General features: G+C 35.3%; 23 protein-coding genes. 13 read left to right on the forward strand and 10 right to left on the reverse strand.

Annotated features, from left to right (window positions below; all coding sequences use genetic code 11):
• The 6 genes from rocD to pdxA form a co-directional block, all read right to left on the reverse strand.
• The gene (rocD, locus tag RTX21_RS14750) at positions 1-1251 is read right to left on the reverse strand and encodes an ornithine--oxo-acid transaminase (RefSeq protein WP_312768758.1); all 1251 of its coding nucleotides are present in this window, start codon (positions 1249-1251) and stop codon (positions 1-3) included.
• A gap of 103 nt (positions 1252-1354) precedes the next feature.
• Entirely contained in the window at positions 1355-2713 is a 1359-nt protein-coding gene (gene accC / locus RTX21_RS14755; RefSeq protein WP_312768761.1) for an acetyl-CoA carboxylase biotin carboxylase subunit, read from the reverse strand.
• A 93-nt stretch (positions 2714-2806) separates the two neighbouring features.
• Positions 2807-3280: an acetyl-CoA carboxylase biotin carboxyl carrier protein gene (gene accB, locus RTX21_RS14760; RefSeq protein ID WP_312768764.1), complete on the reverse strand. Its 474-nt coding sequence runs from the start codon at positions 3278-3280 to the stop codon at positions 2807-2809.
• A gap of 105 nt (positions 3281-3385) precedes the next feature.
• On the reverse strand, positions 3386-3589 hold the full coding sequence (gene rpmF, locus RTX21_RS14765) for a 50S ribosomal protein L32 (RefSeq protein ID WP_027383684.1): 204 nt from the start codon (positions 3587-3589) through the stop codon (positions 3386-3388).
• Between the two features lie 48 nt (positions 3590-3637).
• Positions 3638-4165, reverse strand: a complete 528-nt coding sequence (locus RTX21_RS14770) for a DUF177 domain-containing protein (RefSeq protein ID WP_312768767.1) — start codon at positions 4163-4165, stop codon at positions 3638-3640.
• Positions 4166-4266: 101 nt separating this feature from the next.
• Positions 4267-5355 (reverse strand): 4-hydroxythreonine-4-phosphate dehydrogenase PdxA, encoded by a 1089-nt coding sequence (gene pdxA / locus RTX21_RS14775; RefSeq protein ID WP_312768769.1) that lies wholly within the window; start codon positions 5353-5355, stop codon positions 4267-4269.
• Positions 5356-5577: 222 nt separating this feature from the next.
• On the opposite strand from pdxA, the gene RTX21_RS14780 reads away from it, so the two are divergent.
• Genes RTX21_RS14780 through RTX21_RS14790 form a run of 3 tightly spaced genes read left to right on the forward strand, consistent with a single transcriptional unit; the run spans position 5578 to position 8323 of the window.
• Entirely contained in the window at positions 5578-6174 is a 597-nt protein-coding gene (locus RTX21_RS14780) for a riboflavin synthase (protein ID WP_312768770.1), read from the forward strand.
• Positions 6164-7618, forward strand: a complete 1455-nt coding sequence (locus RTX21_RS14785; protein WP_312768771.1) for a HAMP domain-containing sensor histidine kinase — start codon at positions 6164-6166, stop codon at positions 7616-7618. The genes RTX21_RS14780 and RTX21_RS14785 overlap by 11 nt, the downstream gene beginning before the upstream one ends.
• Entirely contained in the window at positions 7619-8323 is a 705-nt protein-coding gene (locus RTX21_RS14790) for a tRNA1(Val) (adenine(37)-N6)-methyltransferase (RefSeq protein WP_312768773.1), read from the forward strand.
• A gap of 39 nt (positions 8324-8362) precedes the next feature.
• On the opposite strand, the gene RTX21_RS14795 is transcribed toward RTX21_RS14790, so the two are convergent.
• Positions 8363-9073: an ATP-binding cassette domain-containing protein gene (locus RTX21_RS14795; RefSeq protein WP_312768775.1), complete on the reverse strand. Its 711-nt coding sequence runs from the start codon at positions 9071-9073 to the stop codon at positions 8363-8365.
• 133 nt (positions 9074-9206) lie between these two features.
• Entirely contained in the window at positions 9207-9365 is a 159-nt protein-coding gene (gene rpmH / locus RTX21_RS14800) for a 50S ribosomal protein L34 (protein ID WP_007843334.1), read from the reverse strand.
• 502 nt (positions 9366-9867) lie between these two features.
• Here rpmH and RTX21_RS14805 point away from each other — a divergent pair.
• From RTX21_RS14805 to RTX21_RS14820, 4 genes are all read left to right on the forward strand, one after another.
• Positions 9868-10212, forward strand: coding sequence for a cupin domain-containing protein (locus RTX21_RS14805; protein WP_312768778.1), 345 nt, complete (start codon positions 9868-9870; stop codon positions 10210-10212).
• Between the two features lie 10 nt (positions 10213-10222).
• The gene (locus RTX21_RS14810; RefSeq protein WP_312768780.1) at positions 10223-10699 is read left to right on the forward strand and encodes a DUF1648 domain-containing protein; all 477 of its coding nucleotides are present in this window, start codon (positions 10223-10225) and stop codon (positions 10697-10699) included.
• Complete coding sequence (locus RTX21_RS14815) at positions 10699-11958, forward strand: 3-deoxy-D-manno-octulosonic acid transferase (RefSeq protein ID WP_312768783.1); 1260 nt, start codon at positions 10699-10701, stop codon at positions 11956-11958. The genes RTX21_RS14810 and RTX21_RS14815 overlap by 1 nt, the downstream gene beginning before the upstream one ends.
• Positions 11959-12108: 150 nt before the next feature.
• Positions 12109-14625 carry an FG-GAP-like repeat-containing protein gene (locus RTX21_RS14820; protein WP_312768785.1) on the forward strand — a complete coding sequence of 839 codons (2517 nt, stop codon included), beginning with the start codon at positions 12109-12111 and terminating at the stop codon, positions 14623-14625.
• A gap of 185 nt (positions 14626-14810) precedes the next feature.
• Here RTX21_RS14820 and RTX21_RS14825 read toward each other — a convergent pair whose 3' ends face one another.
• Both RTX21_RS14825 and RTX21_RS14830 read right to left on the reverse strand, forming a co-directional pair.
• On the reverse strand, positions 14811-15437 hold the full coding sequence (locus RTX21_RS14825) for a deoxyuridine 5'-triphosphate nucleotidohydrolase (RefSeq protein WP_312768786.1): 627 nt from the start codon (positions 15435-15437) through the stop codon (positions 14811-14813).
• Positions 15437-16192, reverse strand: coding sequence for a glycosyltransferase family 2 protein (locus RTX21_RS14830; protein WP_312768787.1), 756 nt, complete (start codon positions 16190-16192; stop codon positions 15437-15439). Before RTX21_RS14830 ends, RTX21_RS14825 begins: the two co-directional genes overlap by 1 nt.
• Positions 16193-16598: 406 nt before the next feature.
• On the opposite strand from RTX21_RS14830, the gene leuS reads away from it, so the two are divergent.
• From leuS to RTX21_RS14860, 6 genes are all read left to right on the forward strand, one after another.
• Complete coding sequence (leuS, locus tag RTX21_RS14835; protein WP_312768789.1) at positions 16599-19409, forward strand: leucine--tRNA ligase; 2811 nt, start codon at positions 16599-16601, stop codon at positions 19407-19409.
• 286 nt (positions 19410-19695) lie between these two features.
• The gene (locus RTX21_RS14840; protein WP_312768791.1) at positions 19696-20559 is read left to right on the forward strand and encodes a MotA/TolQ/ExbB proton channel family protein; all 864 of its coding nucleotides are present in this window, start codon (positions 19696-19698) and stop codon (positions 20557-20559) included.
• A gap of 78 nt (positions 20560-20637) precedes the next feature.
• Positions 20638-21240, forward strand: coding sequence for a biopolymer transporter ExbD (locus RTX21_RS14845; protein WP_312768793.1), 603 nt, complete (start codon positions 20638-20640; stop codon positions 21238-21240).
• A gap of 12 nt (positions 21241-21252) precedes the next feature.
• The gene (locus tag RTX21_RS14850) at positions 21253-21798 is read left to right on the forward strand and encodes a biopolymer transporter ExbD (RefSeq protein ID WP_312768795.1); all 546 of its coding nucleotides are present in this window, start codon (positions 21253-21255) and stop codon (positions 21796-21798) included.
• Positions 21799-21837: 39 nt separating this feature from the next.
• Complete coding sequence (locus RTX21_RS14855) at positions 21838-22668, forward strand: energy transducer TonB (protein ID WP_312768797.1); 831 nt, start codon at positions 21838-21840, stop codon at positions 22666-22668.
• 272 nt (positions 22669-22940) lie between these two features.
• Positions 22941-23795, forward strand: coding sequence for a substrate-binding domain-containing protein (locus RTX21_RS14860; protein WP_312768798.1), 855 nt, complete (start codon positions 22941-22943; stop codon positions 23793-23795).
• Positions 23796-23896 lie beyond the last annotated feature (101 nt).

Raw genomic sequence — 23896 nt, forward strand, 5'->3', positions numbered from 1 at the left:
CTAATTACTGAACTCCAAGACTGTTTTTTCAATGATCTTCACACAATCCAAAAGTTGTTCCTCAGTAATGACCAAAGGTGGTGCTAATCTGATAATATTTCCGTGTGTAGGTTTGGCCAGTAAACCATTCTCTTTTAGCTTTACACAAAGATTCCAGGCAGTTTTGCTATCTGGTGTATCATTGATAAGAATTGCATTCAGAAGACCTTTTCCTCTGACTTTCGTAATTAAGTCAGTTTTCTCAATTAATTTTTCAATTTCTAAACGAAATAATTGTCCTAATTCCTCGGCTCTTTCAGATAATTTTTCCTCTTTTACAACATCCAAGGCAGCAATTGCAACAGCGCAAGCAATAGGATTTCCACCAAATGTAGAACCATGTTGTCCAGGCTTGATAACATTCATGATCTCATTATTTGCTAAAACCGCAGAAACCGGATACATTCCACCGGAAAGTGCTTTCCCAAGAATCAAAATATCAGGCTGAACATCTTCGTGATGGCAGGCTATCAGTTTTCCGGTTCTTGCAATTCCGGTCTGAACTTCATCTGCAATGAAAAGGACGTTGTATTTTTTACAAAGTTCTGATGCGCTTTTCAAAAATCCTTCGTCCGGAACATAAACTCCAGCCTCACCTTGAATTGGCTCTGCTAAGAAAGCTGCAATATTTTGAGAATCTTGCTTTAAGATTTCTTCTAGTGCATTTAAGTCGTTATAAGGTATCTTTATAAATCCCGGGGTAAATGGGCCATAGTTTTGGTTGGCATCCGGATCATTTGAGAACGAAACTATTGTAGTAGTTCTTCCGTGGAAATTGTTTTCACAAACTACTATTTTTGCCGCATTTTCAGAAATCCCTTTTACTTCATAGCTCCATTTTCGGGCTAATTTTACAGCAGTTTCTACAGCTTCCGCACCGGAGTTCATAGGAAGAACTTTATCAAAACCAAAAAGTGTAGTGATTTTTTTCTCGTATTCTCCAAGATTGGAATTGTAAAAAGCTCTTGAAGTCAATGCTAATTTCTTCGCTTGATTGACTAAAGCTTCTACAATTTTAGGATGAGAATGTCCTTGGTTGACAGCAGAATAAGCGGAAAGGAAATCGTAATATTTCTTGCTTTCAACGTCCCATACAAAAACGCCTTCGCCTTTTTCCAAAACTACTGGTAGAGGATGGTAATTGTGAGCGCCATATTGATTTTCGAGGTCAATGAAATATTGAGAATTCTTTCCCTGGACTGCTGTTGACATATCTTTTATTTTTTACAAAAATAATAAATTTGATGTCAATCATAGCTAATAAAAATGCCTAACTTTCAAAGTCAGGCATTTTATATGTGTATTAATAATCTTTCTAGATATGATTATCGAAATTTTTATCCATTACAAAATCTTCCATAAACTTGGTTGTGTAATTTCCAGCAAGGAAATCCTCATTTTCCAATAATTGTCTGTGAAAAGGAATTGTAGTTTTCACACCTTCGATATAGAATTCTTCCAAAGCACGTTTCATTTTTGCAATCGCCTCATCTCTTGTTTGAGCTGTTACGATCAATTTTGCAATCATCGAATCGTAGTTGGAAGGAATCGTATATCCAGAATAAACGTGAGTATCTACTCTCACACCGTGTCCACCGGGAATATTAAGTTCTTTAATTTTTCCAGGAGAAGGACGGAAATCTGCGTAAGGATCTTCAGCGTTAATTCTGCACTCGATTGCGTGCATTTTTGGATAATAATTTTTTCCGCTGATTGGCGTTCCAGAAGCTAAAAGAATCTGCTCACGAATGAGGTCATAATCTACAACTTGCTCAGTGATTGGATGTTCTACTTGAATTCTGGTATTCATTTCCATAAAATAGAAGTTTCTGTGTTTATCCACCAAGAACTCGATAGTTCCAACACCTTCGTATCCAATATATTCAGCGGCTTTTACAGCTGCAGCGCCCATTTTTTCACGAAGTTCATCCGTCATAAAAGGAGAAGGCGTTTCCTCGATCAGTTTCTGATTTCTTCTTTGGATAGAACAATCTCTTTCTGAAAGGTGACAAGCTTTGCCAAATTGGTCTCCGGCAATCTGAATTTCGATATGTCTAGGCTCTTCGATCAGTTTTTCCATATACATTCCGCCATTTCCAAAAGCTGCAACAGCTTCTTGGATTGCAGAATCCCAATGTTCTTTCAGATCTTCTTCTTTCCAAACGGCTCTCATTCCTTTTCCACCACCACCAGCAGTAGCTTTGATCATTACAGGATAGCCAACTACTTTTGCAGTCGCTTTGGCATCTTCGTAAGAATCGATCAAGCCTTCAGAACCTGGAACACAAGGGATTCCAGCTTCTTTCATAGTCGCTTTAGCCGTAGCTTTGTCGCCCATTTTTTCGATTTGCTCAGGAGTTGCTCCGATGAATTTGATTCCGTTTTTTGCACAGATTCTAGAGAAATTAGCATTCTCTGAAAGGAATCCATAACCTGGATGGATTGCGTCTGCATTGGTGATCTCTGCAGCAGCAATAATATTAGGGATTTTAAGATAAGAGTCTTTGCTCATCGCAGGTCCAATGCAAACTGCCTCGTCTGCAAAACGAACGTGAAGACTGTCTTTGTCTGCTGTAGAATAAACTGCAACAGTTTTTATCCCCATTTCTTTTGCCGTACGCAAGATTCGCATTGCGATCTCTCCACGATTTGCGATCAATATTTTTTTGAACATCTTTTTCGAATTTTAAATTATAAATTTTGAATTTTAAATTATTTTAAATGAAAAATCTCCATTTAAAATTTATAATCTTTAATCTAAAATTGCTTAAGATGGGTCTACTAAAAATAATGGTTGGTCATATTCTACAGGAGAAGAATCCTCTACCAATATTTTTACAATTTTTCCGCTAACTTCTGACTCTATCTGGTTGAAAAGTTTCATTGCTTCTATTACACAAACCACTTTTCCTTCTGTTACAGAATCGCCTACGTTTATGAAAACATCTTTGTCAGGAGATGGTTTTCTGTAGAAAGTTCCAATCATTGGAGATTTGATAGTAATATATTTGCTGTCATCATCAGAGCTTGCTGCGTCAGAATTAGCAGGTGCAGAAACGGGATTTGCAGCCGGTGCAGAAACAGGAGCCTGGTAAGCAACTTGAGGGGTTACATAGCTTACAGCTTCGCCTCCTAGTGGAGTTTTGATATAGATTTCGAAGTCCTTATTTTTATATTTCACTTCGGAAACACCTGCCTTTGCAACAAATCTTACAAGATTCTGAATGTCTTTTATATCCATAAAAATTTTAAATTGTTTTGAACGCCAAATATAATAAAAAACCACCCAAATTGATAAAATCCGAGTGGTTTTTTATGCTAAGTATAAGATTATCAAAGATAGATCTTAGTTTTCTTCTGTAGTTTCTACTGTTTTCTCTAATACAACCTTTCCTCTGTAATAAAGTTTTCCTTCATGCCAGTGTGCTCTGTGGTATAGGTGCATTTCTCCAGACGTTGCGTCTTTTGCCAATTGAGGAACTACAGCTTTGTAGTGTGTTCTTCTCTTATCTCTTCTTGTAGACGACTGTCTTCTTTTAGGATGTGCCATTGTTAGTACTTTTTAAAAATTCTTATCGAATTATATTGTTGTTATTTCTTAATTATTGTCTTTCAATTTTTTCAAAGCTTCCCATCTTGGATCTGTGCTTTCTTCTTCCTCTTCGACTATTTTTGGACTGTATTGGTCGAGTATCTTTTGATATTCGTCGTTATCTCTTACGGATGGTGCCAGTTTTTTCATCGGTATAGATAAAACTACTGCTTCATATATAAGGTTGGCAAGATTAAATTCACCATCTTTTTTGTTGATGGTAATGACATCTTCATCGCTGTCATCATATTCTTCACCAAATTTTACAAGAATTTTCAAGTCATTCTCTATGTTTTCAGAAAATTCATCATTGCTAATGTCGCAAATCAATTGAACTGTTCCTGAAATATTAATATGAAATTCCAAAAACGTAGTATGCTTGTCCAAAAGAATATTAGCGATAATTTTTGGATTAAAAAATTCCTGCTCAGTCTCAAATAAATCAAAGAACTCTTGGTCGATCTCAAATTTGAAATCGTGTTTTCCCGGTTTTAAGCCTATAAAGGCAACGTCATAGTTTCTAATTCTGTCCATAAAAACGGTTTGCAAAAATAATTTATTTTTTTTAAATAACAAAATATTTTTTGGAAATACTTGACTTGCAAAAATTTACTCCTAAAAAACAGATTTTTCGTCTAGTTATTTTCAATCGGAAGGTCTTCGTCTATCCCGTTATTTGCGTGAGAAGCTTTCGGACGAAGGCGATTGCTCATCAAATCGTAGTATTCTTCTCTGTTCTTAAAAATCTGGATGGCTGTAAAAATAGCTTCGAAAAAAGAAGTTTCGTCTGCCAGATTTTTCCCCGCAATGTCATAAGCAACGCCGTGGTCCGGAGATGTTCTGATAAAAGGCAATCCAGCAGAATAATTTACGCCTTCTTCATAAGCGATTGTTTTGAAGGGAGCCAAACCTTGGTCGTGATACATTGCAAGAACAGCGTCAAAGGCTTTGTACTTTTCCGGTTGGAAAAAACTGTCTGCCGGATAAGGGCCGAATGCTAAAGTTCCATTATTGAAAAGTTCTTTTATCGCAGGTTCTATGATCTCTATTTCCTCTTTGCCGATTATGCCACCATCGCCAGCGTGAGGATTGAGTCCAAGAACTGCAATCTTTGGTTTTTCTACACAGAAATCTTCTTTTAGGGTTTTGGCAAGTTGGGTGATCTGTTTTTTCAATTTCTCTTTAGAAATGTTTTGTGCGATCTCTGCAACAGGAATATGATGTGTGGAAACGGCGACTTTCAAATCTTCTGTAACCATAAACATGACTGCTTTTTTCCCTGCTTTTTCTTCGAAATATCCAGTGTGTCCTGCGTGGGCAAAACCGTACTTCATCATTTCGTCCTTATTAATAGGAGCCGTTACAATAACATCAATCTCGTTGTTGAGTAATGCTTGTGTTGCGGATTCCAAAGAATCAATCGCCATTTTTGTGGATTCTTCTGTTGGAACACCGAATTCTACATTGCCATTCTCTTTGGTGAGATTCACCATGTTGATTTTTCCACCTTGAGCTTCTTTTGCAGAATTGATGTAATTGAAGTTCGTCTGCAGTTTGAAAACGTTTTTCTGATAAGTAAACAGTTTTCCTGAACCAAATATAACCGGCGTGAAAAAATCTGTGATGCTTTTGTCTTTCAGAGACTTCAGGATGATTTCGGGGCCGATCCCGTTGAAATCGCCGATGGAAATTCCTACTCTGATTTTATGGTGTTTGGAGCTCATTTGTTTATCTTTGGCATTTAAAAAGAATTTTACAAATTTAGGTTTTTTTAGGTTGTTTTTATAACTATTTGTTTACATATTATACTAAGCAGTTAGTAAAATATGCAATATTTATAGCCCCGATTGCAACGGCATCCTTTTTCTTTTTTTGCTAAAAAAGAAAAAGATATAGTGGAAAGCGGGATAAAGCTCCTAAAAATTTTAACAATATTAATTATACAAATGTTCACAGGAATAATAGAAGCGACCGGAAAAGTTGAGAAAATTGACAGAAATGAAAGTAATATTGATTTTGTCTTAAGTTGTCCTTTCACGCACGAATTGAAAATCGACCAAAGTCTGGCTCACAACGGATGTTGCCTGACTGTTGTGGAAATAAATAATGATACTTATAAGGTAACCGCCATCAATGAAACGCTGGAAAAAACCAATCTTGGGTTCTGGAATGTTGGAACGGAAGTGAATTTGGAACGTTGTTTGAAATTCGAAGGTAGATTGGATGGGCACGTTGTTCAAGGACACGTAGATAAAACCGGGACTGTGGAAAGAATCGAAGACAAGAACGGAAGTTATTTTATTACAATTAATTACGAAGAGTCTGCAGAATATACGACGGTTCCACAAGGTTCGATTACTTTGAATGGAACAAGTTTAACGGTTGCGGAAAGTGGGGAAAATCGGTTTTCTGTGGCAATAATTCCCTATACTTGGGAGTTTACGAATATGAAGCATCTAAAAAAAGGTGATGTCGTGAATCTGGAATTCGATATCATCGGCAAGTATGTTGCGAAACTTTTGAAAAAACAAAATGTCATTTAGTGATTATAAAGGTTACCGGTTAAGAAACAGGGTTTTTGTTGGATTTTTGGCAATTTGCTTCCTTAGTATTTTGACTTCGGCGGTTTTGTCGTTTGTGATTTTGCGTGATAATGCCAAGAAGCAGAGCAAAACTGATATGCAGAACAAATCCGAGGCGCTGATGTCTTCTCTGGATTATGCACTCAGTCATTCTATGGTTGAGACCAAAGATATTCCTGCGGTTCTGGAAAATAAAATCTATGAGATTGCTGATATCAACAAACACGATATAATCATCTATGACCTGAACGGAAACTATCTCCTTTCTAATAAAGAACCGAATCTTGTCGTTCAGAAAAAAATGCCTGCCGATGTCATAAAGGCAATCAAGAAGAATGGGAAACAATACGATGACAAGTCTTATGATGAGAAGCTTGAAGCTACGATCGTTTCTTCTTATATGGTTCTGAAAAACAATATGCTGGAAAATATTGCTTATGTTTATTTTCCTTATTATCACAATGAGAGTGCCTATATGATGGTTTTCAAGCATTATTTTGCTTACATCATTGGGATCAATCTTTTGATTGTTTTGTTCAGTATTTGGTTGAGCTGGATTATTTCGAATAATTTGACGAAAGCTATTACGCGTTTTACATCGATGATCAGCAGGATCAATTTGTTTGACAAGAATCTGCAACCTATCAAATATTATAAGAATGATGAGCTGAATGCACTCGTGAAGTCTTATAACAAAATGATTTCCGAGATCGCGGACCAGAGGGAACGTCTCAGTTATATCGAGAAACAATCGGCTTGGCAGGAAATGGCGAAACAAGTGGCACATGAAGTTAAAAATCCGCTTACGCCGATGAAGCTGATGATGCAGAATTTTGAAAGAAAATTTGACCCGAATGACCCGAATATTACTGCTAAAGTTAAAAATCTAAGCGAAGTTGTAATTGGTCAGATCGATGTCATTAGTAGAGTAGCGAGTGCTTTTTCTGAGTTTGCACAATTGCCTCAAAAAAATGACCAAGAAATCTCTCTTAATAAAGAAGTAAAAAATGTGCTGACGATTTTCAGTGATGAAAATATCTTTGTCCATGCCAATCATGATAATATAATGATGAAGATCGATAAAGATTATATGGCGAGGATCATTACCAATCTTGTGACGAATGCGAGTCAGGCAAAGGCGGACGATAGAAAATCGGTCATCAATGTGGATTTGGAAAAAATTGAAAAACGAATCCGAATTACTGTTCAGGATAATGGAGTAGGAATTTCTGAGGACAAAATCAATAAAATCTTTGACCCGAATTTCACTTCGAAAAATAGCGGAATGGGAATCGGATTGACAATGGTAAAACGAATGGTGGAAGATTATAATGGAACAATTACCGTTGTTTCCGAAGTTGATAAAGGCGCGACTTTCACAATTTCAATGCCTTCGAATTTGTAGATGAAACCTTTCCGATTTCAACAATTTGATGTCAATCAGAGTTCTGAGGTTTTCCGAGTTGGAACAGATGCTGTTTTATTAGGTGCTTTGTCGAATGTCATTAATTCAAAACAAATTCTGGAAGTCGGCACTGGAACCGGAATTGTTTCTCTGATGTTGGCGCAAAGAAATCCGAATGCCAATATTTTGGCAATTGATATTAATTCTGAAGTAGTCCAAATTTCTCAAAATAATTTTTCTAATTCTCCTTTTTCGGATAGAATCAAAAGTTGTCTTCAAGATTTTAAAAATTTTGAAACAGAACAAAGATTTAATTTGATCATTTCGAATCCGCCGTATTTTGAAATCAATACTTCAGAGAAAGATATTCTAGCAAGACAAAGATTAGAACTGGATTTTTCTGATCTAATTCAAAATGCTTCGCAATTACTTTCTGAACAAGGTTTGTTTTCTGTTATTATTCCAATTGATTCTGAGAAAGATTTTACTCAGATTGGTCTTAGTAATAATTTATTCCTTCAAAGGAAAATTATTATCAAAGGAATCAAAACTGCCGAACCGAAAAGAGTAATTTTAGAATATTCTTTAAAAGAATCAGAAACAATAATAGAGAATTTCATCATAGAAAAATCACCAAGAGTTTATTCCAATGAATATCTAGAGTTGACAAAAGACTTTCACATATTCAACAAAAAAGCTCTCTGAAATTTCAAAGAGCTTCTTTTTGTATAACTAATTTTTTTCTTATTCGAATAACTCTGCTGTATCCAAAACGGAAACTTCGCCATTTTCACATCTGATAGCTTCTCCAGGATAATTCTGAATCATATGATAATCGTGAGTCGCCATTACAACCGCGCAATGGTTTTCTTCTGCAAGATTTTTCAGAAGCGTCATAATATCATTAGATGTTTCTGGGTCTAGATTTCCTGTTGGCTCATCTGCAAGGATCAGTTCCGGATGATTTAGAAGCGCTCTTGCAATCGCTGCACGTTGTTGTTCTCCTCCGGAAAGTTGGTGAGGCATTTTGTGCTTTTTGGTTTTCATCCCAACGCTCGATAGGACTTCATCAATTCTTATTTCCATTTTGTTCTTGTCTTTCCAGCCTGTGGCTTGTAGAACAAAAAGAAGGTTTTTCTCAATGTTTCTGTCTGGCAAAAGCTGAAAATCCTGGAAAACGATCCCTAATTTTCTTCTAAGATTTGGAACGTCGGATTGTTTCAATTTTTTCAGGTCAAAACCTGCAACTTGTCCGCTTCCGCCTTGCAAAGGAAGTTGTCCGTAAAGAACTTTCAGAAGAGAACTTTTTCCCGAACCTGTTTTCCCAATTAGGTAACAGAATTTTCCTTTCTTGATATGAAGGTCAACATTATTAAGAACGGTAAAGTTTTTCTGAACAATTTTGGCACTGCTCAAATCTATAATATCGACTCCGGGGTCATTTCTGTGCGGCATAATTTCAAATTGAAAGTTGTAAAATCAAAAATAACAAAAACTTATTTTTTGACTTCTACTTTTGGGAAATTTTAACAACAAAAAATGTCTGAAACCAAATCCAGACATCTTTGTATATGATAATTTTAAGAAATTATCTCTTAGCGCGAGATGCACTAACAGTTAAACTCTTTCTGCCTTTTGCTCTTCTAGCAGCCAACACTCTTCTTCCGTTTGGTGTAGACATTCTTTCACGGAAACCGTGCTTGTTTCTTCTTTTTCTTTCAGATGGTTGGAATGTTCTTTTACTCATCACTAATATATTTAGTTCGTAATTCTATTAAATTTTCAGATTGCAAATATAGAAATATTATTTCGAATGGCAAATAATTAAAAACTTTTTTATGTTAATTTTTACTTCACGTCAATATCAATAATTTGACTTCGTCGAACCATAAGGTTTGGGCAGCTTAATCCGCCTGTAGTTTATCCTGAGCTTATCGAAGGGCTTCCAAACCTAACGCAGTGGTTCGACGCAGTCAATCTTTTCACTCCGCTTCGTTGCGTAAAAAGGATTTCCACTCAAACCTAACGAAGTGGTTCATTGATTCAAATTAAAATAAATAATAAGTTGAGATAAGTCGGGCTGCGGATTCAACATAAAAACAACAGTTTGCAAAAAATCCAATATTGTCATTGACTTCGTCGAATCTTCGATTTCCGGAAGAGTCTAGACTGTTGAGATTCTTTCAGAATGACAAAATTACGGTTTATAATTTCTAATCTTTAAATTTGCCTTAATCAAAAAACAAACGATGATAAGATCAAAACAAAATTCTGAACATTACATTTGGGGTGAAAACTGTGACAGCTGGATTTTACTTAATTCAGAGAATCTTTCTATTAAGCAGGAAATAATTCCGCCTCATTCAAAAGAGCAATTGCATTTTCATAAAAATGCACAGCAGTTTTTCTTTATTTTAAAAGGAAAAGCAACTTTTGTAGTAGATGAAGAAGTTTTCGAAGTTGCTGAAAATTCAGGATTTCATATCGCTCCGAATAAAAATCATTTGATAGAAAACCAATCCGATGTCGATTTGGAATTTCTCGTCATATCGAATCCTTCAACAAATAATGATAGATTTGCAGTAGAAAACTAGACAACTAATTATGAAAACTGTATCTCTTATTTTAAAAATAATTTCAGGTCTGATACTGATTTTCAGTTGGACTTTTGTCAGTATAAATTTTAACAAAATGCCTCAATTGGTTCCAGTTCACTATGACTTTGACGGAATGCCGGACAGCTTAGGCTCTAAAAATACCAATTGGTTTTTGCTGCTGATTCAGACAGCACTGTTTTTCCTGCTATTATATTTTTCTAAAAATCCAGATAAACCAGGACTTAACATTCCGAAAAATTTGAAAGAAAATAAAGTGATTGCCGAATTCGTGGTTTCTGGTTTACTATTCTTAATGATGCTGATTTTCGGTTTGATTTCTTATGAGAGCACACTTAATGCCTTAGGTGAAATTAATACATTAAGTTCTGCACATAATTATTTACTGGCCTTATTACTTTTTTGGCTAATCGGAATATTGATTTGGTCGTTCTTTCTATCTAAGCGAAAAAAAATAAATCCTTAATGAAATCTCTATACAATCTTTTCGTTCATTTAATGATTTTCGGGATGAAAGTCTTTTCACTCTTCGATTCCAAAACCAAAAAAGGAGTCCGGGGAAGAAAAGAATCTCTGAAAATCGTTCGTGAAAAAATCCAAGGTCACAAAGTCTTGTGGATGCATGCTGCGAGTTTGGGCGAATATGAACAAGGTCTTCCAGTTCTTGAAAAGCTTAAAGAACAATTCCCTGAACACAAAACTTTGGTGACTTTTTTTTCACCTTCAGGTTATGAAAATGTAAAGAAAAGAAAACAGATTGCCGATGCAATTTGTTATCTGCCTTTTGATAGGGAAAAAAATGTGAAAGAATTTGTCTCCACTTTTGAAACTGAGATTTTCTTCACTGTAAAATATGATTATTGGTACAACCTTTTAGAAGAACTGAAAAATCGAGGAACAAAAAATTATGTGATTTCGGCTTTGTTTTATGAACATCAGATTTTTTTTGAAAGTTATGGAAAATGGTTTGCGAAACAGCTTCAGAAAAATATTGATTGGTTTTTTCATCAGACTATCAAATCTCAGGCTCTGGCGAAGAAAATAGGATTGACCCATTCTACAGTTTCAGGTGATACTAGATTTGATCGAGTGAAACAGTTTTTAGATAGAGACAATCATCTGGAATTCATAGAAGAGTTCAAGGGCAATCAAAAACTAATTGCACTAGGAAGTAGCTGGCAGGCGGAAGAAGATATTGCGCAGGTTTTGGTGAAAAAACTCCCAGAAACCAAAATTGTAATTGCGCCACACGATTTGCACAGAGTTTCACAATTGAAAAATCTTTTCCCGAACGCTATATTATATAGTAGTTTGCAAAATTCTCAAACATCTGATTTTTCCAATTCTCAGATTTTAATTATCGATTCAATCGGAAAGCTTTCCAAATTATATTCTTATGCGGATTTGGCAGTTGTTGGCGGCGGCTTTCATTCCGCGGGATTGCATAATATTCTGGAAGCTGCGGTTTATGGCGTTCCAGTGATTTTTGGGAATCAATACAAAAAGAATCCTGAAGCGGATGCTTTGATTGAGGCAAAAGGTGGAAAAAGTTTTGATGATTTTGTAGTTGCGTCAGCTTTTATTACTGAAGTCATTAAAAAAGATTCCCAAACCGGAGGCGAAGAAAAATCTTATCTGAAAGAAATGTCGGAAAAAGCATTTGAATTTGTCAATTCTCAACCTGATTCTACGGAGATAATTGTTAAGAAAATTCTTGAAAAATAATGCAAGTATATGTCAGCAAATAAAATATTGAAAGGGTTAAATTGAAAAAGATCTAGGCAAGAAATAAAGATTTCAAGTTTGTTAAAATGTATTAAATTTGAAATGAAAAATTATAAATAAAACATATTGTTATAAAATTAAATTTGAAAAATGAAAACTAAAAAAACTAGTAACCCAATTTTGTTGTTTCTATTATTCTTTTCTACGGTTGTATTTAGCCAGAAAAAAGAAATCAAAGACAATATTGGTAGACTCATCGTTAACCCTACTGGCCAAAAAATTAATTATTCTAAAAATGATGAGATATCAATTGGATTCAACAAAACCAATGACATAATCAAAAGCGGAGCAGCTTATCCAAATAAATCGAATGCCACGAAAGATACCATAAATGCAAAAGCGTATAATGTTTTTTCAATTATGGGTACTTCTATCGGAAGGAACTCTATGCATTCTGTTGATATTGATAATGATGGAACTATAGAATTAGTTTGCAGTGCTGCAACTCAGACTTTTGGATTTAACGATTATTGGTACATCATGCGATACAATTCCGCAGAAGGAACTTATGATCAAATTTGGACAAGTCCACAATACTCGAAAAAGATAACTAAACTGGAAGTTGTTGATTTTAATAATGATAATAATTATAAAATTTTATTGAGTTATGAGGATGGTTCAATAGAAATCTATGATGGTAAAACAAGAGATCTATTAAAAAAGGCAAAACCTGTAGATGAGAAAATTAATGATTTAGTTTATGCAGATGCAGATAATGATTCCAAAAAAGACATTGTTATTGCCTGTGAAAATAATACTTATGTCTTGGATGCTGATTCTTTCCAACAAAAATTTAAAATTGCGCAAGGCTCAAATCATGTTCGTGTTGGTAACGTAGATGCTGATTCTAAAAATGAGATCGTGCTTTCTTACGGTGCGGTTTATAAAATAAGTGGTTCCGCTATATCCAATATCTGGAGATTCTATACTGGAAATGATGGACAAATTGAATTGTCTGATATTGATGGGGATTCTAAACTAGAAATAATATTTGCCGAAAATTGGTACAAAATTAATGTTTATGATGTAGATACTAAAACTACAAAATACACAATCTCAACAGAACGAGATATTGATACTTTATATGTAAAAGATGTCAATAATGATGGCATAGATGAAATATTATATGGAGATGCACAATGGGGAAAAGTCTTTTGCTATAATGCAGTAACGCGTGCACAAATGTGGTCCGTTAATAATCCTGAACACGGTGTAGCTGCTATAAGTTACGCAGATCTAAATAATGACGGTAAGCAGGAACTGGTATGGACTGCAGGATGGACATCAACAGGATCTGATTATATGTATATTTATAATGTGTCAGAAAATAAACGACTTTGGAGAAGTGATGATATTGTTGGCCCGTTCTATGCCGTTGCGAAAGGTGATGTAGATAATGATGGTAAAGATGAAATTGTTGGTGTTTCCTATGAAAGTGAGAGTGGCTACGAAAGTGGTATATTGGTTATCATTGATGCCCAAACTAATAAATTGAAATGGAAAAGTGATGGATACTTTTTAAAGTATGCTTGGACAGGACTTTACAATATTTCAATAAAAGATATAGATAAAGACGGACAAAATGAGATCATTATCGCTGCAGGACAAACATACACTGGGCAAATTTGGATAATCGATGGTAAAAATCATACAATCAAATCCAACCCCATATTTTCATCTGATAATATTAGTGAATTTTATTCTATGACAGTGGATGATGTAGATAATGATGGTGAAGAAGATTTATTAGCGGTAAGTTCATCAGTGCTATATGCTATAAGACCATCAGATTGGGCAATCCTATGGAAAGTAGGAATCGTGAATAACTATAAAAAACCTGTCTTAAGAAGCTCTGATCTGAATGGTGATGGAAAAAAAGAAACAATTCTTTGTAAAGGTAATTTACAGATAATATACGGATCAAATCAATCTATATGGACATCTACTGAAAATAACTATGTCAATTTCGATCTATTTGATTACAATTCTGATGGAACTATGGATATTGTGGCCACAACTACAGATGGACATATTAGAATATTGGATGGTATCAGTAAGAATTTATTAAATGACCTGAATCCTGAAACCACAGAAATATCTTCTGTAAGAGTAAAAAAAGTAGGTAATGACTTAGTATATGTTTATAGTTGTGATGGAAGAATCAATTATTATAAAAATAACTCAAAAGCTACTGTAACACAATTCTTCGGAACAAGAATAGGTGAAATCGAAGGGCTGAAGATTTATGACACCGGAACAGATTTTACTGAGATTTTATTTGGGACCGGCACTTCGATAATTAGACTAAATCCTAATCTTGCTAATTTAGGTCTCGCTACTGTTGATGTTAAATCTGATGTCATAGCCAATAACTTTAGTTTATATCCTGTTCCTGCTAAAGATGAACTTTTTATAGACTTACAAAATAGTAATCTTTCAAATTATTCCTATGAAATAATCAATACGAACGGACAAATTGTCAAAAGCAAAACGAAGGCTCAAAATCTAAGAGAGAAAATCGATGTAAGTTATTTGCCATCAGGTTTATATATTGTTCGGTTGAAAAGCAATAATTTATATTTTTCAAAGAAATTCATTAAGGAATAATTTTTTTTTGAAAAACTTGTATGAAAATAGAGGAAGGAGCAATGTTGTTCCTTCCTTTGCTTTATGTAATCATAATATATTTTATCACCTGTAAAAAGAAATACTATTTGAAATTTCTAGAGTTAGTAGCTGTTTTGATAAGTATTTTCATTGGGTAATTTCGGAAAGTATATTTACAAAATAAGTTATCTCAAAAATCCCTGACTTTTTATCTCCTTCACAATCAATTCAAAATGGTCTGGAATATTCTCACATTTCAGCCAATTAAAATCGAAGCCGTTATTGATGCAAAGCTTTTCCAAATAAAGCGCTTCGTGAATTTGGAAATCGATATCGCCGAGAAGTTCATCAAATTCCATCCAATAATCTTCGTCCAATTTTTTGATTTGGATCAATGCTTTGATGATTTTATTAATGAGATAAATGTAAAGTTTATACACTGCGTCGAATCTCTGTCTGCCCAGTTTTTCGTTGTGTTCAAGAATTTTATTGACCAAAAATAAATTCAAATAGACATCACCGAACTTGTCCGTTGTTACTTTCACATGTTCAGTTATTTCTGCACTTAATTTGCGTATCAAAACCAAAAAATATTTCTGATTCGCAACATATCTGGAAATTTCCGAAACTCTTTCGCTGATGATTTCTTCCATTGCATTACGTTTATCATCCGTCGTTTCTGGGTCAATAAGTTCGAAATAGAGTTTTTTGGAAAGCAATTTATCTTTCTTCAACAATCGGAAAATCAGTCGGTCTTTCTCAATTGGAGAAAACTCGCTCAACGCCTGTTTGAACTCTTTTGAATATTCCATTAATTAAAGATTTTAGAATATTTGATAAAACCATTAAGCGCCCAATTTGCCGTGTAGTAAAGAGATTTAACAGTTGAAAATTTCATATAATCCTTGTAAACCAAATATTGGTCCTTCATAATATTCGATTTATTTCGAGAGACGCTGTTGGGTAACATTCTGTATTTTGATAACGTTTTTTTTAAAGGTTTTCCTTGTGGGATTTTCTTCAACAATTCCAGCCACATTACGTGGTCTTCTCGTTTTGTACCTTCGGGAAAGTAGAATTTCCCAACTCTTTTGGAATCATACATTGATGCTAAAAGCGACAATCTGCAAGTTTTTAAAAGATTATTAAAAGTTACAATTTTATCCGCTTCGAAATCGCCAATTTTCGTTGCATTCAGATTTTCATCACAACGGGAATAAGTGGAATAAGCCAATTCAGAATTTTCTTTTTTCATAAAATTGACCATTTCCTCAAGGAAATTCGGTTCCCAAAAATCATCAGCGTCAAGAAATGTGATGAATCTTCCGGTTGCGTTTTCCAAAGAAATATTTCTTGCGTGACCTGCGCCTCCATTTTTATCAGCTTTGAAAACTTTGATTCGTGAGTCATTTTGCTTTTCCAGAATCTTCACCGAATTGTCCGTCGAACAATCATCGGTAATCAGCCATTCCCAATCCTGGAAGGTTTGATTGAGGACAGAATCAATGGTTTCATTCAAGTATTTTGAAGAATTGTAACTCGGTGTGATAATAGAAATTTCTGGCACTTGTGAATTTTTTACAAAGATAGAGAAAGACAAGAAGATAAAAGAATAAAGAAAAAAGACTTCTTTATACTTAAAAGCACTTCGACTCCGCTCAGTGTGACATCCCTAATATTAACTGTTTTTTTAGTTGTCAGTCTGAGCGGAGTCGAAGACCTTTTGATTTTTATCCCTAACTTCTTTTTGAATGACAAACTTGATTCGAAGTCGAAACCCGCAGCCCGACTTGAGCGGAAATCCTTTTTACGCAACAAAGTGAAGTGAAAAGATTGGGAGTCCTTCGACTTCGCTCAGGATGAACTACAGGCGGATTAAGTTGCCTCAAAATTTAAAATTGTCATTTCCTCTCAAAATCTTAACTTTGTGAATCTTAAAAAAAATTATTCATTATTAATTCTTACTTTATAGAATGTTTTACGACCATCAGCAGATAGAAAAAAAGTGGCAGAAATACTGGGAAGACAACCAAACTTACAAAACTTCCGACTCAACCGATAAACCAAAATTCTACGTCCTCGATATGTTTCCTTATCCTTCCGGAGCGGGACTTCACGTGGGACATCCGCTCGGTTATATTGCTTCTGATATCTATGCGAGATACAAAAGACATCAGGGTTTCAACGTTTTGCATCCAGTTGGTTATGATAGTTTCGGACTTCCGGCTGAGCAATACGCCATCCAGACTGGAACGCATCCGGCGATTACAACGGAACAAAATATTACAAGATACGAGGAGCAATTGAGAAAAATTGGTTTCTCTTTCGATTGGAGTAGAGAAGTGAGAACTTCCGACCCTTCTTATTATAAATGGACACAATGGATTTTTATTCAGTTGTTTCATTCTTGGTATAATAAATCGACTGATAAAGCAGAATCTATTGAAACCTTAATCCAACATTTTGAAGAAAAGGGAAGTGAAGGACTCAATGCGAATCAAAATGAGGAACTGAATTTCACTGCGGAAGAATGGAAGAATGCTTCTGAAATCGATAAAAGCGCAATATTATTGAATTACCGTTTGGCTTACAGAGCGGAAACAACTGTGAACTGGTGCCCGGCTCTAGGAACGGTTTTGGCAAACGACGAAATAAAAGACGGAAAATCCGAAAGAGGCGGTTATCCAGTTTTCCAAAAGAAAATGATGCAGTGGAGTATGAGAATATCCGCTTACTCTGAAAGATTATTACAAGGCTTGAAAACTTTGGATTGGCCACAACCTTTGAAAGATTCTCAGGAATATTGGATTGGAAAGTCTCAAGGAGCGCAGGTTAGATTCGCCACTGAAAATGGAGAAACCATCGAAGTTTTTACTACAAGACCTGACACGATTTTCGGAGCGACGTTTATGGTTTTGGCGCCGGAAAATCCTTTGGTTCAAGACTTAAAAACTGAAGAACAAGCAACGGAAATTGCAAATTACATAGAAGAAACGTCCAAAAAAACGGAACGTGATAGAATGGCTGATGTGAAAAACGTTAGTGGTGCTTTCACGGGAAGTTATGCCATCAATCCTTTTACTGGGGAAAATATTCCTGTTTATATTTCGGATTATGTACTGATGGGTTACGGAACAGGCGCTGTGATGGCGGTTCCTGCACACGACGAGCGTGACCACAGATTTGCGAAGAAATTTAATCTGGAAATCATCAAAGTTGTAGAATCTGATGTGGATGTTCAGGAAGAGTCTTATGATTCTAAGGATTCGGTTTGTGTGAATTCGGATTTCCTAAATGGACTTAATTATAAGGATGCGAAGTCAAAAATCATCGCTGAAATCGAAAACCGAGGCATTGGCCACGGAACTACGAATTACAGACAGCGTGATGCGATTTTCTCCAGACAAAGATATTGGGGCGAGCCGGTTCCTATCTATTATAAGGAAGGAATGCCATACACTTTGCCTAATTCCGCTTTGCCTTTGGAATTGCCTGAGGTTGAAAAATATTTGCCGACAGAAGACGGCGACCCACCATTAGGAAATGCGAAAACATTTGCTTGGGACGAGGCGAATCAGAAAGTGGTTGACACCGATTTGATTGATGATAAAACCGTTTTCCCGTTAGAATTATCCACAATGCCGGGATGGGCAGGAAGTTCTTGGTATTTCCTAAGATATATGGACCCGAATGATGATGAGGTTTTTGCAAAAAAAGAACTGACCAATTATTGGGGACAAGTTGATTTGTACATCGGAGGAAGCGAGCACGCGACCGGTCACTTATTATATTCTCGTTTCTGGAATATGTTCTTAAAAGACAGAGGTTACATTGAACAAAACGAACCTTTCCAAAAATTGATTAATCAAGGGATGATTTTGGGGATGAGTGCTTTAATTCATAGAATTGACGGAACAAATAAAATTGTTTCAAAAAATCTAGCAAGTGAATATCAAACTCAAAAAATTCCTGTTGATATTTCTATGTTGATTGGAACAACTGATGAAATTGATGTTGAAAAACTTAGAGTTTGGCGACCAGAATTTAATAATGCTGAATTTATTCTTGAAGATGGAAAATTAATTACCGAAAGGGAAGTTGATAAAATGTCTAAAAGAACTTACAATGTCGTAAACCCAGATGATATCTGTAACGAATACGGTGCAGACGGTTTAAGATTGTACGAAATGTTCCTTGGTCCATTGGAACAATCCAAACCCTGGAACACACAAGGTCTTAGCGGAGTTTACGGTTTCCTGAAAAAATTCTGGAATCTTTATTTCGATGGTGATACTTTTTCGGTTTCTGATGAAGAGCCGACAAAAGAGGAATATAAAATCCTTCATACCTTAATAAAGAAAGTTAATTTCGATATTGAGAATTTTTCTTTCAATACTTCGGTGTCCTCTTTTATGATTGCTGTAAACGAATTACAGAAATTAAAATGCAATAAACGCAATATCTTGCAGCCTTTAGCTGTTATTATTTCACCATATGCGCCACATATTTGCGAAGAGGTATGGAATTTGCTGGGAAATAATGCTTCCATCGAATTTGAGCCTTTTCCAAAATTGGATGAAAGCTATTTGATTGAAGACGAGATAGATTACCCGGTAAGCTTCAATGGGAAGATGAAATTTAAGATTAAATTATCAGCTGACCTTGGCAAAGGAGAAGTTCAAAAATTGATGATGGAGAATGATGAGGTGAAGAAGTTTTTAGGAGATAAATCAGTTAAAAATTTCATCTTTGTTCCAAAGAAAATCATTAATGTTGTTATATGATTTTGGAATTCTTTAAGAGACGTTAAGAAAAATTATTATTCTACGCATTGGAAATTATCGAAATTAAAATCATAATTTATGTATGCCAAATTTATGCATATTCCATTAATGTTTCCAAAAGAGATAATGATTTCATAAAAACAAGGTTTGTATTTAATTAATAATTGAATAAAGCAGTTTTAATAGATAAAAAAATCATAAGTCAAAGCAAAAATAATTTTGCATTTTTAAAAAATTTGACTTTATTTTACACGATAAAATTTAACAATTATAATTTAGTTTTAATATGGAAATGAATGTTTCGAACACAGATGAGCAAGTAGTTGCTAAAAAGCAAGGAGGACTTAATCCGGCTATTATTATCCCTATTATCCTTTTGATAGGTATTGCTATTTATTTATTCGTTTTGGGTAACCCTGGCAACTTCAGAGATGCCGAGAAATTAGGAGGCAGCTCTGTCGCTTTTTCAGACATCGATGGGAAAGATATTCATCCAGAGTCTTTCTTGGGAATTATTTACAAAGGAGGTGTGATCGTGCCAATCTTGATTACGTTTATGCTTACCGTTATTGTTTTCTCTATAGAGAGAGCATTGGTTCTTGGTAAAGCTGCAGGCAGCGGAAACCTAGACAGTTTCGTTATTAAAATCAGAAGCTTACTTAACCAAAACAGAATTGATGAAGCTCTTGAAGAATGTGACAGACAAAAAGGTTCTGTAGGTAACGTAGTAAAAGAAGGTCTTACGACTTACAAAGCTTTGGCAAAAGACAACACACTTAACAAGGAGCAAAAAATGGTAGCGCTTAACAAAGCTATCGAAGAAGCTACAACGCTTGAGATGCCAATGTTGGAAAAAAATATGATGATTCTTTCTACATTAGGTACAGTTGCAACATTGGTAGCACTACTTGGAACCGTAATCGGGATGATCAAAGCGTTCTTCGCATTAGGTTCTGGAGGTGGAACACCGGATGCTGCGGCTCTATCTACAGGTATTTCTGAGGCTTTGATTAATACAGCTTTAGGTATTGGTACTTCTGCGATCGCAATTATCCTTTATAACTTCTTTACTTCCAAGATTGACGGTTTGACTTATAAGATTGACGAAATCTCTATGAGCATCCAACAGTCATTTGCCGAATTTAACTAAGAATCAGTAAATTAAAAATGTGAATGTATTTTTCACATTTCAATTCAATAAAGTAGTTAACAAAGACATTTTTAAATAATGGCGAGAATTAAACCAAAAAGACACGGTGTAGTAACGGATATGACCGCAATGTGCGACGTTGCATTCCTACTATTGACGTTCTTTATATTAACCACACAGTTCAAAAAACCTGATGTGGAGCAGATAAAACCGCCTTCCTCTATATCAGAGAAGTTACTTCCTGATGCAAGTCTTATGACAATTAATGTTACGCCAAACGGTGTATTCTATTTCCAACCGGTAGAAAATGCTGGGGAAAGAGTACAGGTTTTGGACAATATGGGAAAAAAGTACGGTGTTACTTTTACCCAACCAGAAAAAGTAGCATTTACAAGAGTTCAGGCGATAGGCGTGCCTATCAGTCAGCTTAAAAGTTATTTGAATCTTCCTGAAGAAAAACAAAAAGACTTCAAAGCGACCGAAGGTATCCCGATGGATAGTACTAATAAACAATTAATTGACTGGGTACAACAGAGTTTAGCTGTTAATCCTAATTACAAATTAGCGATTAAAGGAGATGTAACAACAAAGTATCCGAAAGTTAAAAGTTTATTTGAAGGTTTGAGAGATATTGATTTTCTTAAATTCTGGCTGATAACATCACAAGAAGGTAAACCATAAGCAAAAGAAGAAATGGCAGAAGTACAGGTTAAAGACGATAGCGGGAAAGGCGGCAAGGTCCGTTCGAAGAAGCAGAATACCCGCGTAGATATGACACCGATGGTAGACTTAGGTTTTCTTTTGATTACTTTCTTTATGTTTACCACCACATTTAGCAAACCAAACGTAATGGACCTCGGTCTTCCGGCAAAACCGAAAGATGAGAAACAAAAACCACCAGATACGGAGATTAAACTGAGTAATTCAATTTCGATTATCATTGGTAAGGACAATAAGATTTTCTATCATCAGCAGGATCAGCAAGGTCTTAATGATCAGACACTTATGGAAACTACTTTTGACAGAGAAGGAATTAGAAAAGTTATTGAGCAGGCAAAAGCGGGAGCGGCTGATAAAGACAAATTTACAGTCATTATCAAACCTACCGACGATGCAGTATATAAAAATTTTGTAGATATTCTTGACGAGATGGCAATTACCAAGAACGAAAGATATGGGGTTACCGATATCAAACCTTGGGAGTTAGTAATCTATAAAAAGAAAGTAGGAGAGCAATAGTCCTCCTGATTTACAATATCATTTTTTAAAATATTAAAAATGTCTGACGAAAATTTAAATTACAACTCTAACCTTACTTTGGATGAGATTGTATTTGAACATAGAAATAAGGAATATGGTGCCTATGATTTGAGGCACACATATCCCAAAATGCTTACTAAATCTTTCCTGATTGGTACTGCAGTATTTCTAATCGTTTCTTTGTCTCCTTTCATCTATATGAAGATACAGCAAATGAACGAAAAAGATAAAACTGAGGTAGATGCGAAGTTGGTTGAGATTCTGGATGAGCAGCCAATTATAGAGCAGCCGAAAGAAGAAGAACCGCCACCGCCACCGCCACCAAAGGAAGAAGAAAAGCAAGAGGTGATTCAGAATGTTGTTCCGGAACCTAAAAGAGCTCCGAAAATAGAAACGCCACCGCCACCAATTACAAAGCAATTGGAAACTACAACTGGTTTGGTAGCACAAGAAGGAGTTAAGACTCCTGCTTATACGCCGCCACCGCCACCGCCATCAACTGGTAAAGGTGTTGTTGCAGAAGTTAAGCCTGTAACTAACGAAGTTTATGAATCTGTAGATCAAAATGCTGAATTTCCAGGAGGAACCAATGCTTTCAGAACAAAGTTTAGCAATAGTTTTGATTCAGGAAGTTTAGAGGGTGAAGGAACCCTTAAAACAGAAATTACTTTCGTTGTAGAAAAAGATGGTTCCCTTACTCAAGTAAAAGCTACTGGTCCTAACTCGGATTTCAATAGAGAAGCAGAATCTACAGTTAAAGGGATTAAAACCAAATGGACTCCAGGTAAAGTTAATGGACAACCTGTAAGGTCTAGATTTAGATTCCCTGTTACGATGAATTTCCAATAAGGAATTAATTTGTAACATATTATATAAAAGAGAAGTTTTTGTAACTTCTCTTTTTTTATTAGATTTGTATATGTTTAATTGGCTTTCTTTAGTGACTGGAGTCTTCTATATCATATTAGGCGTTGTGGTCATCCTTTACAAATTTTTTATCATCCTTTTGGAGCCTAATGTGGCCTATCCTCTTGGTTTACTGTTAATAGCGTATGGTGTTTTTCGTATAGTGCGTGCTGTAATAAGACTTAAAAAAGATGAATAGCATGAAAAAAAATATTATGCTAATACTCATTGGTGTCATTGCTTTGGCGTGCTCAAAGGAAAAGAGACCAGAAATAGATAATCCGAACAAAGGTGAGATCACTATAGAGGTAGATCCTTCATTCAAAAGTGTTACAGAAGCATTGACTGAGCGATATACCGCACTTAATCCATTGACTAAAATCAATCTTGTGTTAAAAAAGGAAGATTTGGCTTTATTGGATTTTTTCGAAAGGAAAATTAGGGTTGTTGTGCTTTCCAGAGAACTGTCTCAAGAAGAAAAAGAGATGTTTGATAAGAAGATAGATTTACCTTGGCAGCCTGCGAAATTTGCTGCAGATGCCGTTCTCTTTATAGTTCCGAAAGATTCTCCACTGGAGTCCATTTCAATGGAACAGATTTACAGTGAATTACAGTCCGATAAAAAACGTATTATCTTCGACGGGACCAATTCCAGCAATCTGAATTTTGTTGCACAGAAATTTAACAAAAAACCATCTGAGCTTAAGTTTTCCATTATCAATGGTAATGAGAATATTGTGGAGCAAATCAGCAATTATCCGGACAAGATCGGCGTCATCAGTTATAATACAATTAGCCGTCCGTTCGGGGCAGAGGCAAAGAAATTGAGAGAAGAGATGAAGGTTCTGAAAATTGTCCAAAATAGCAAAACTTATGATGCTACGCAGTCCGGTCTGAAAGATATGACGTATCCGTTCACCAGAATTCTTTATTTTCTGACCAATGAGGGTTATTATGGTTTAGGAAATGGTTTTATAAGATTTTCCTGTACACAGCTTGGTCAGATTGTCGTAGAAAAAGAAGGTCTTCAGCCCTATAACATCTTCAAAAGAGAGGTACAAATGAGATAATTGTTTTTTTTAATATTTTTTTAACAGAAAAAACTTTGTATTATAAAATAATGGTCTGAATATTGCGAATCAAACCAGTGATTAATATTTTTTTAGAAATA

Source organism: Epilithonimonas sp., from assembly GCF_032054305.1.
Classification (GTDB): Bacteria; Bacteroidota; Bacteroidia; order Flavobacteriales; family Weeksellaceae; genus Epilithonimonas.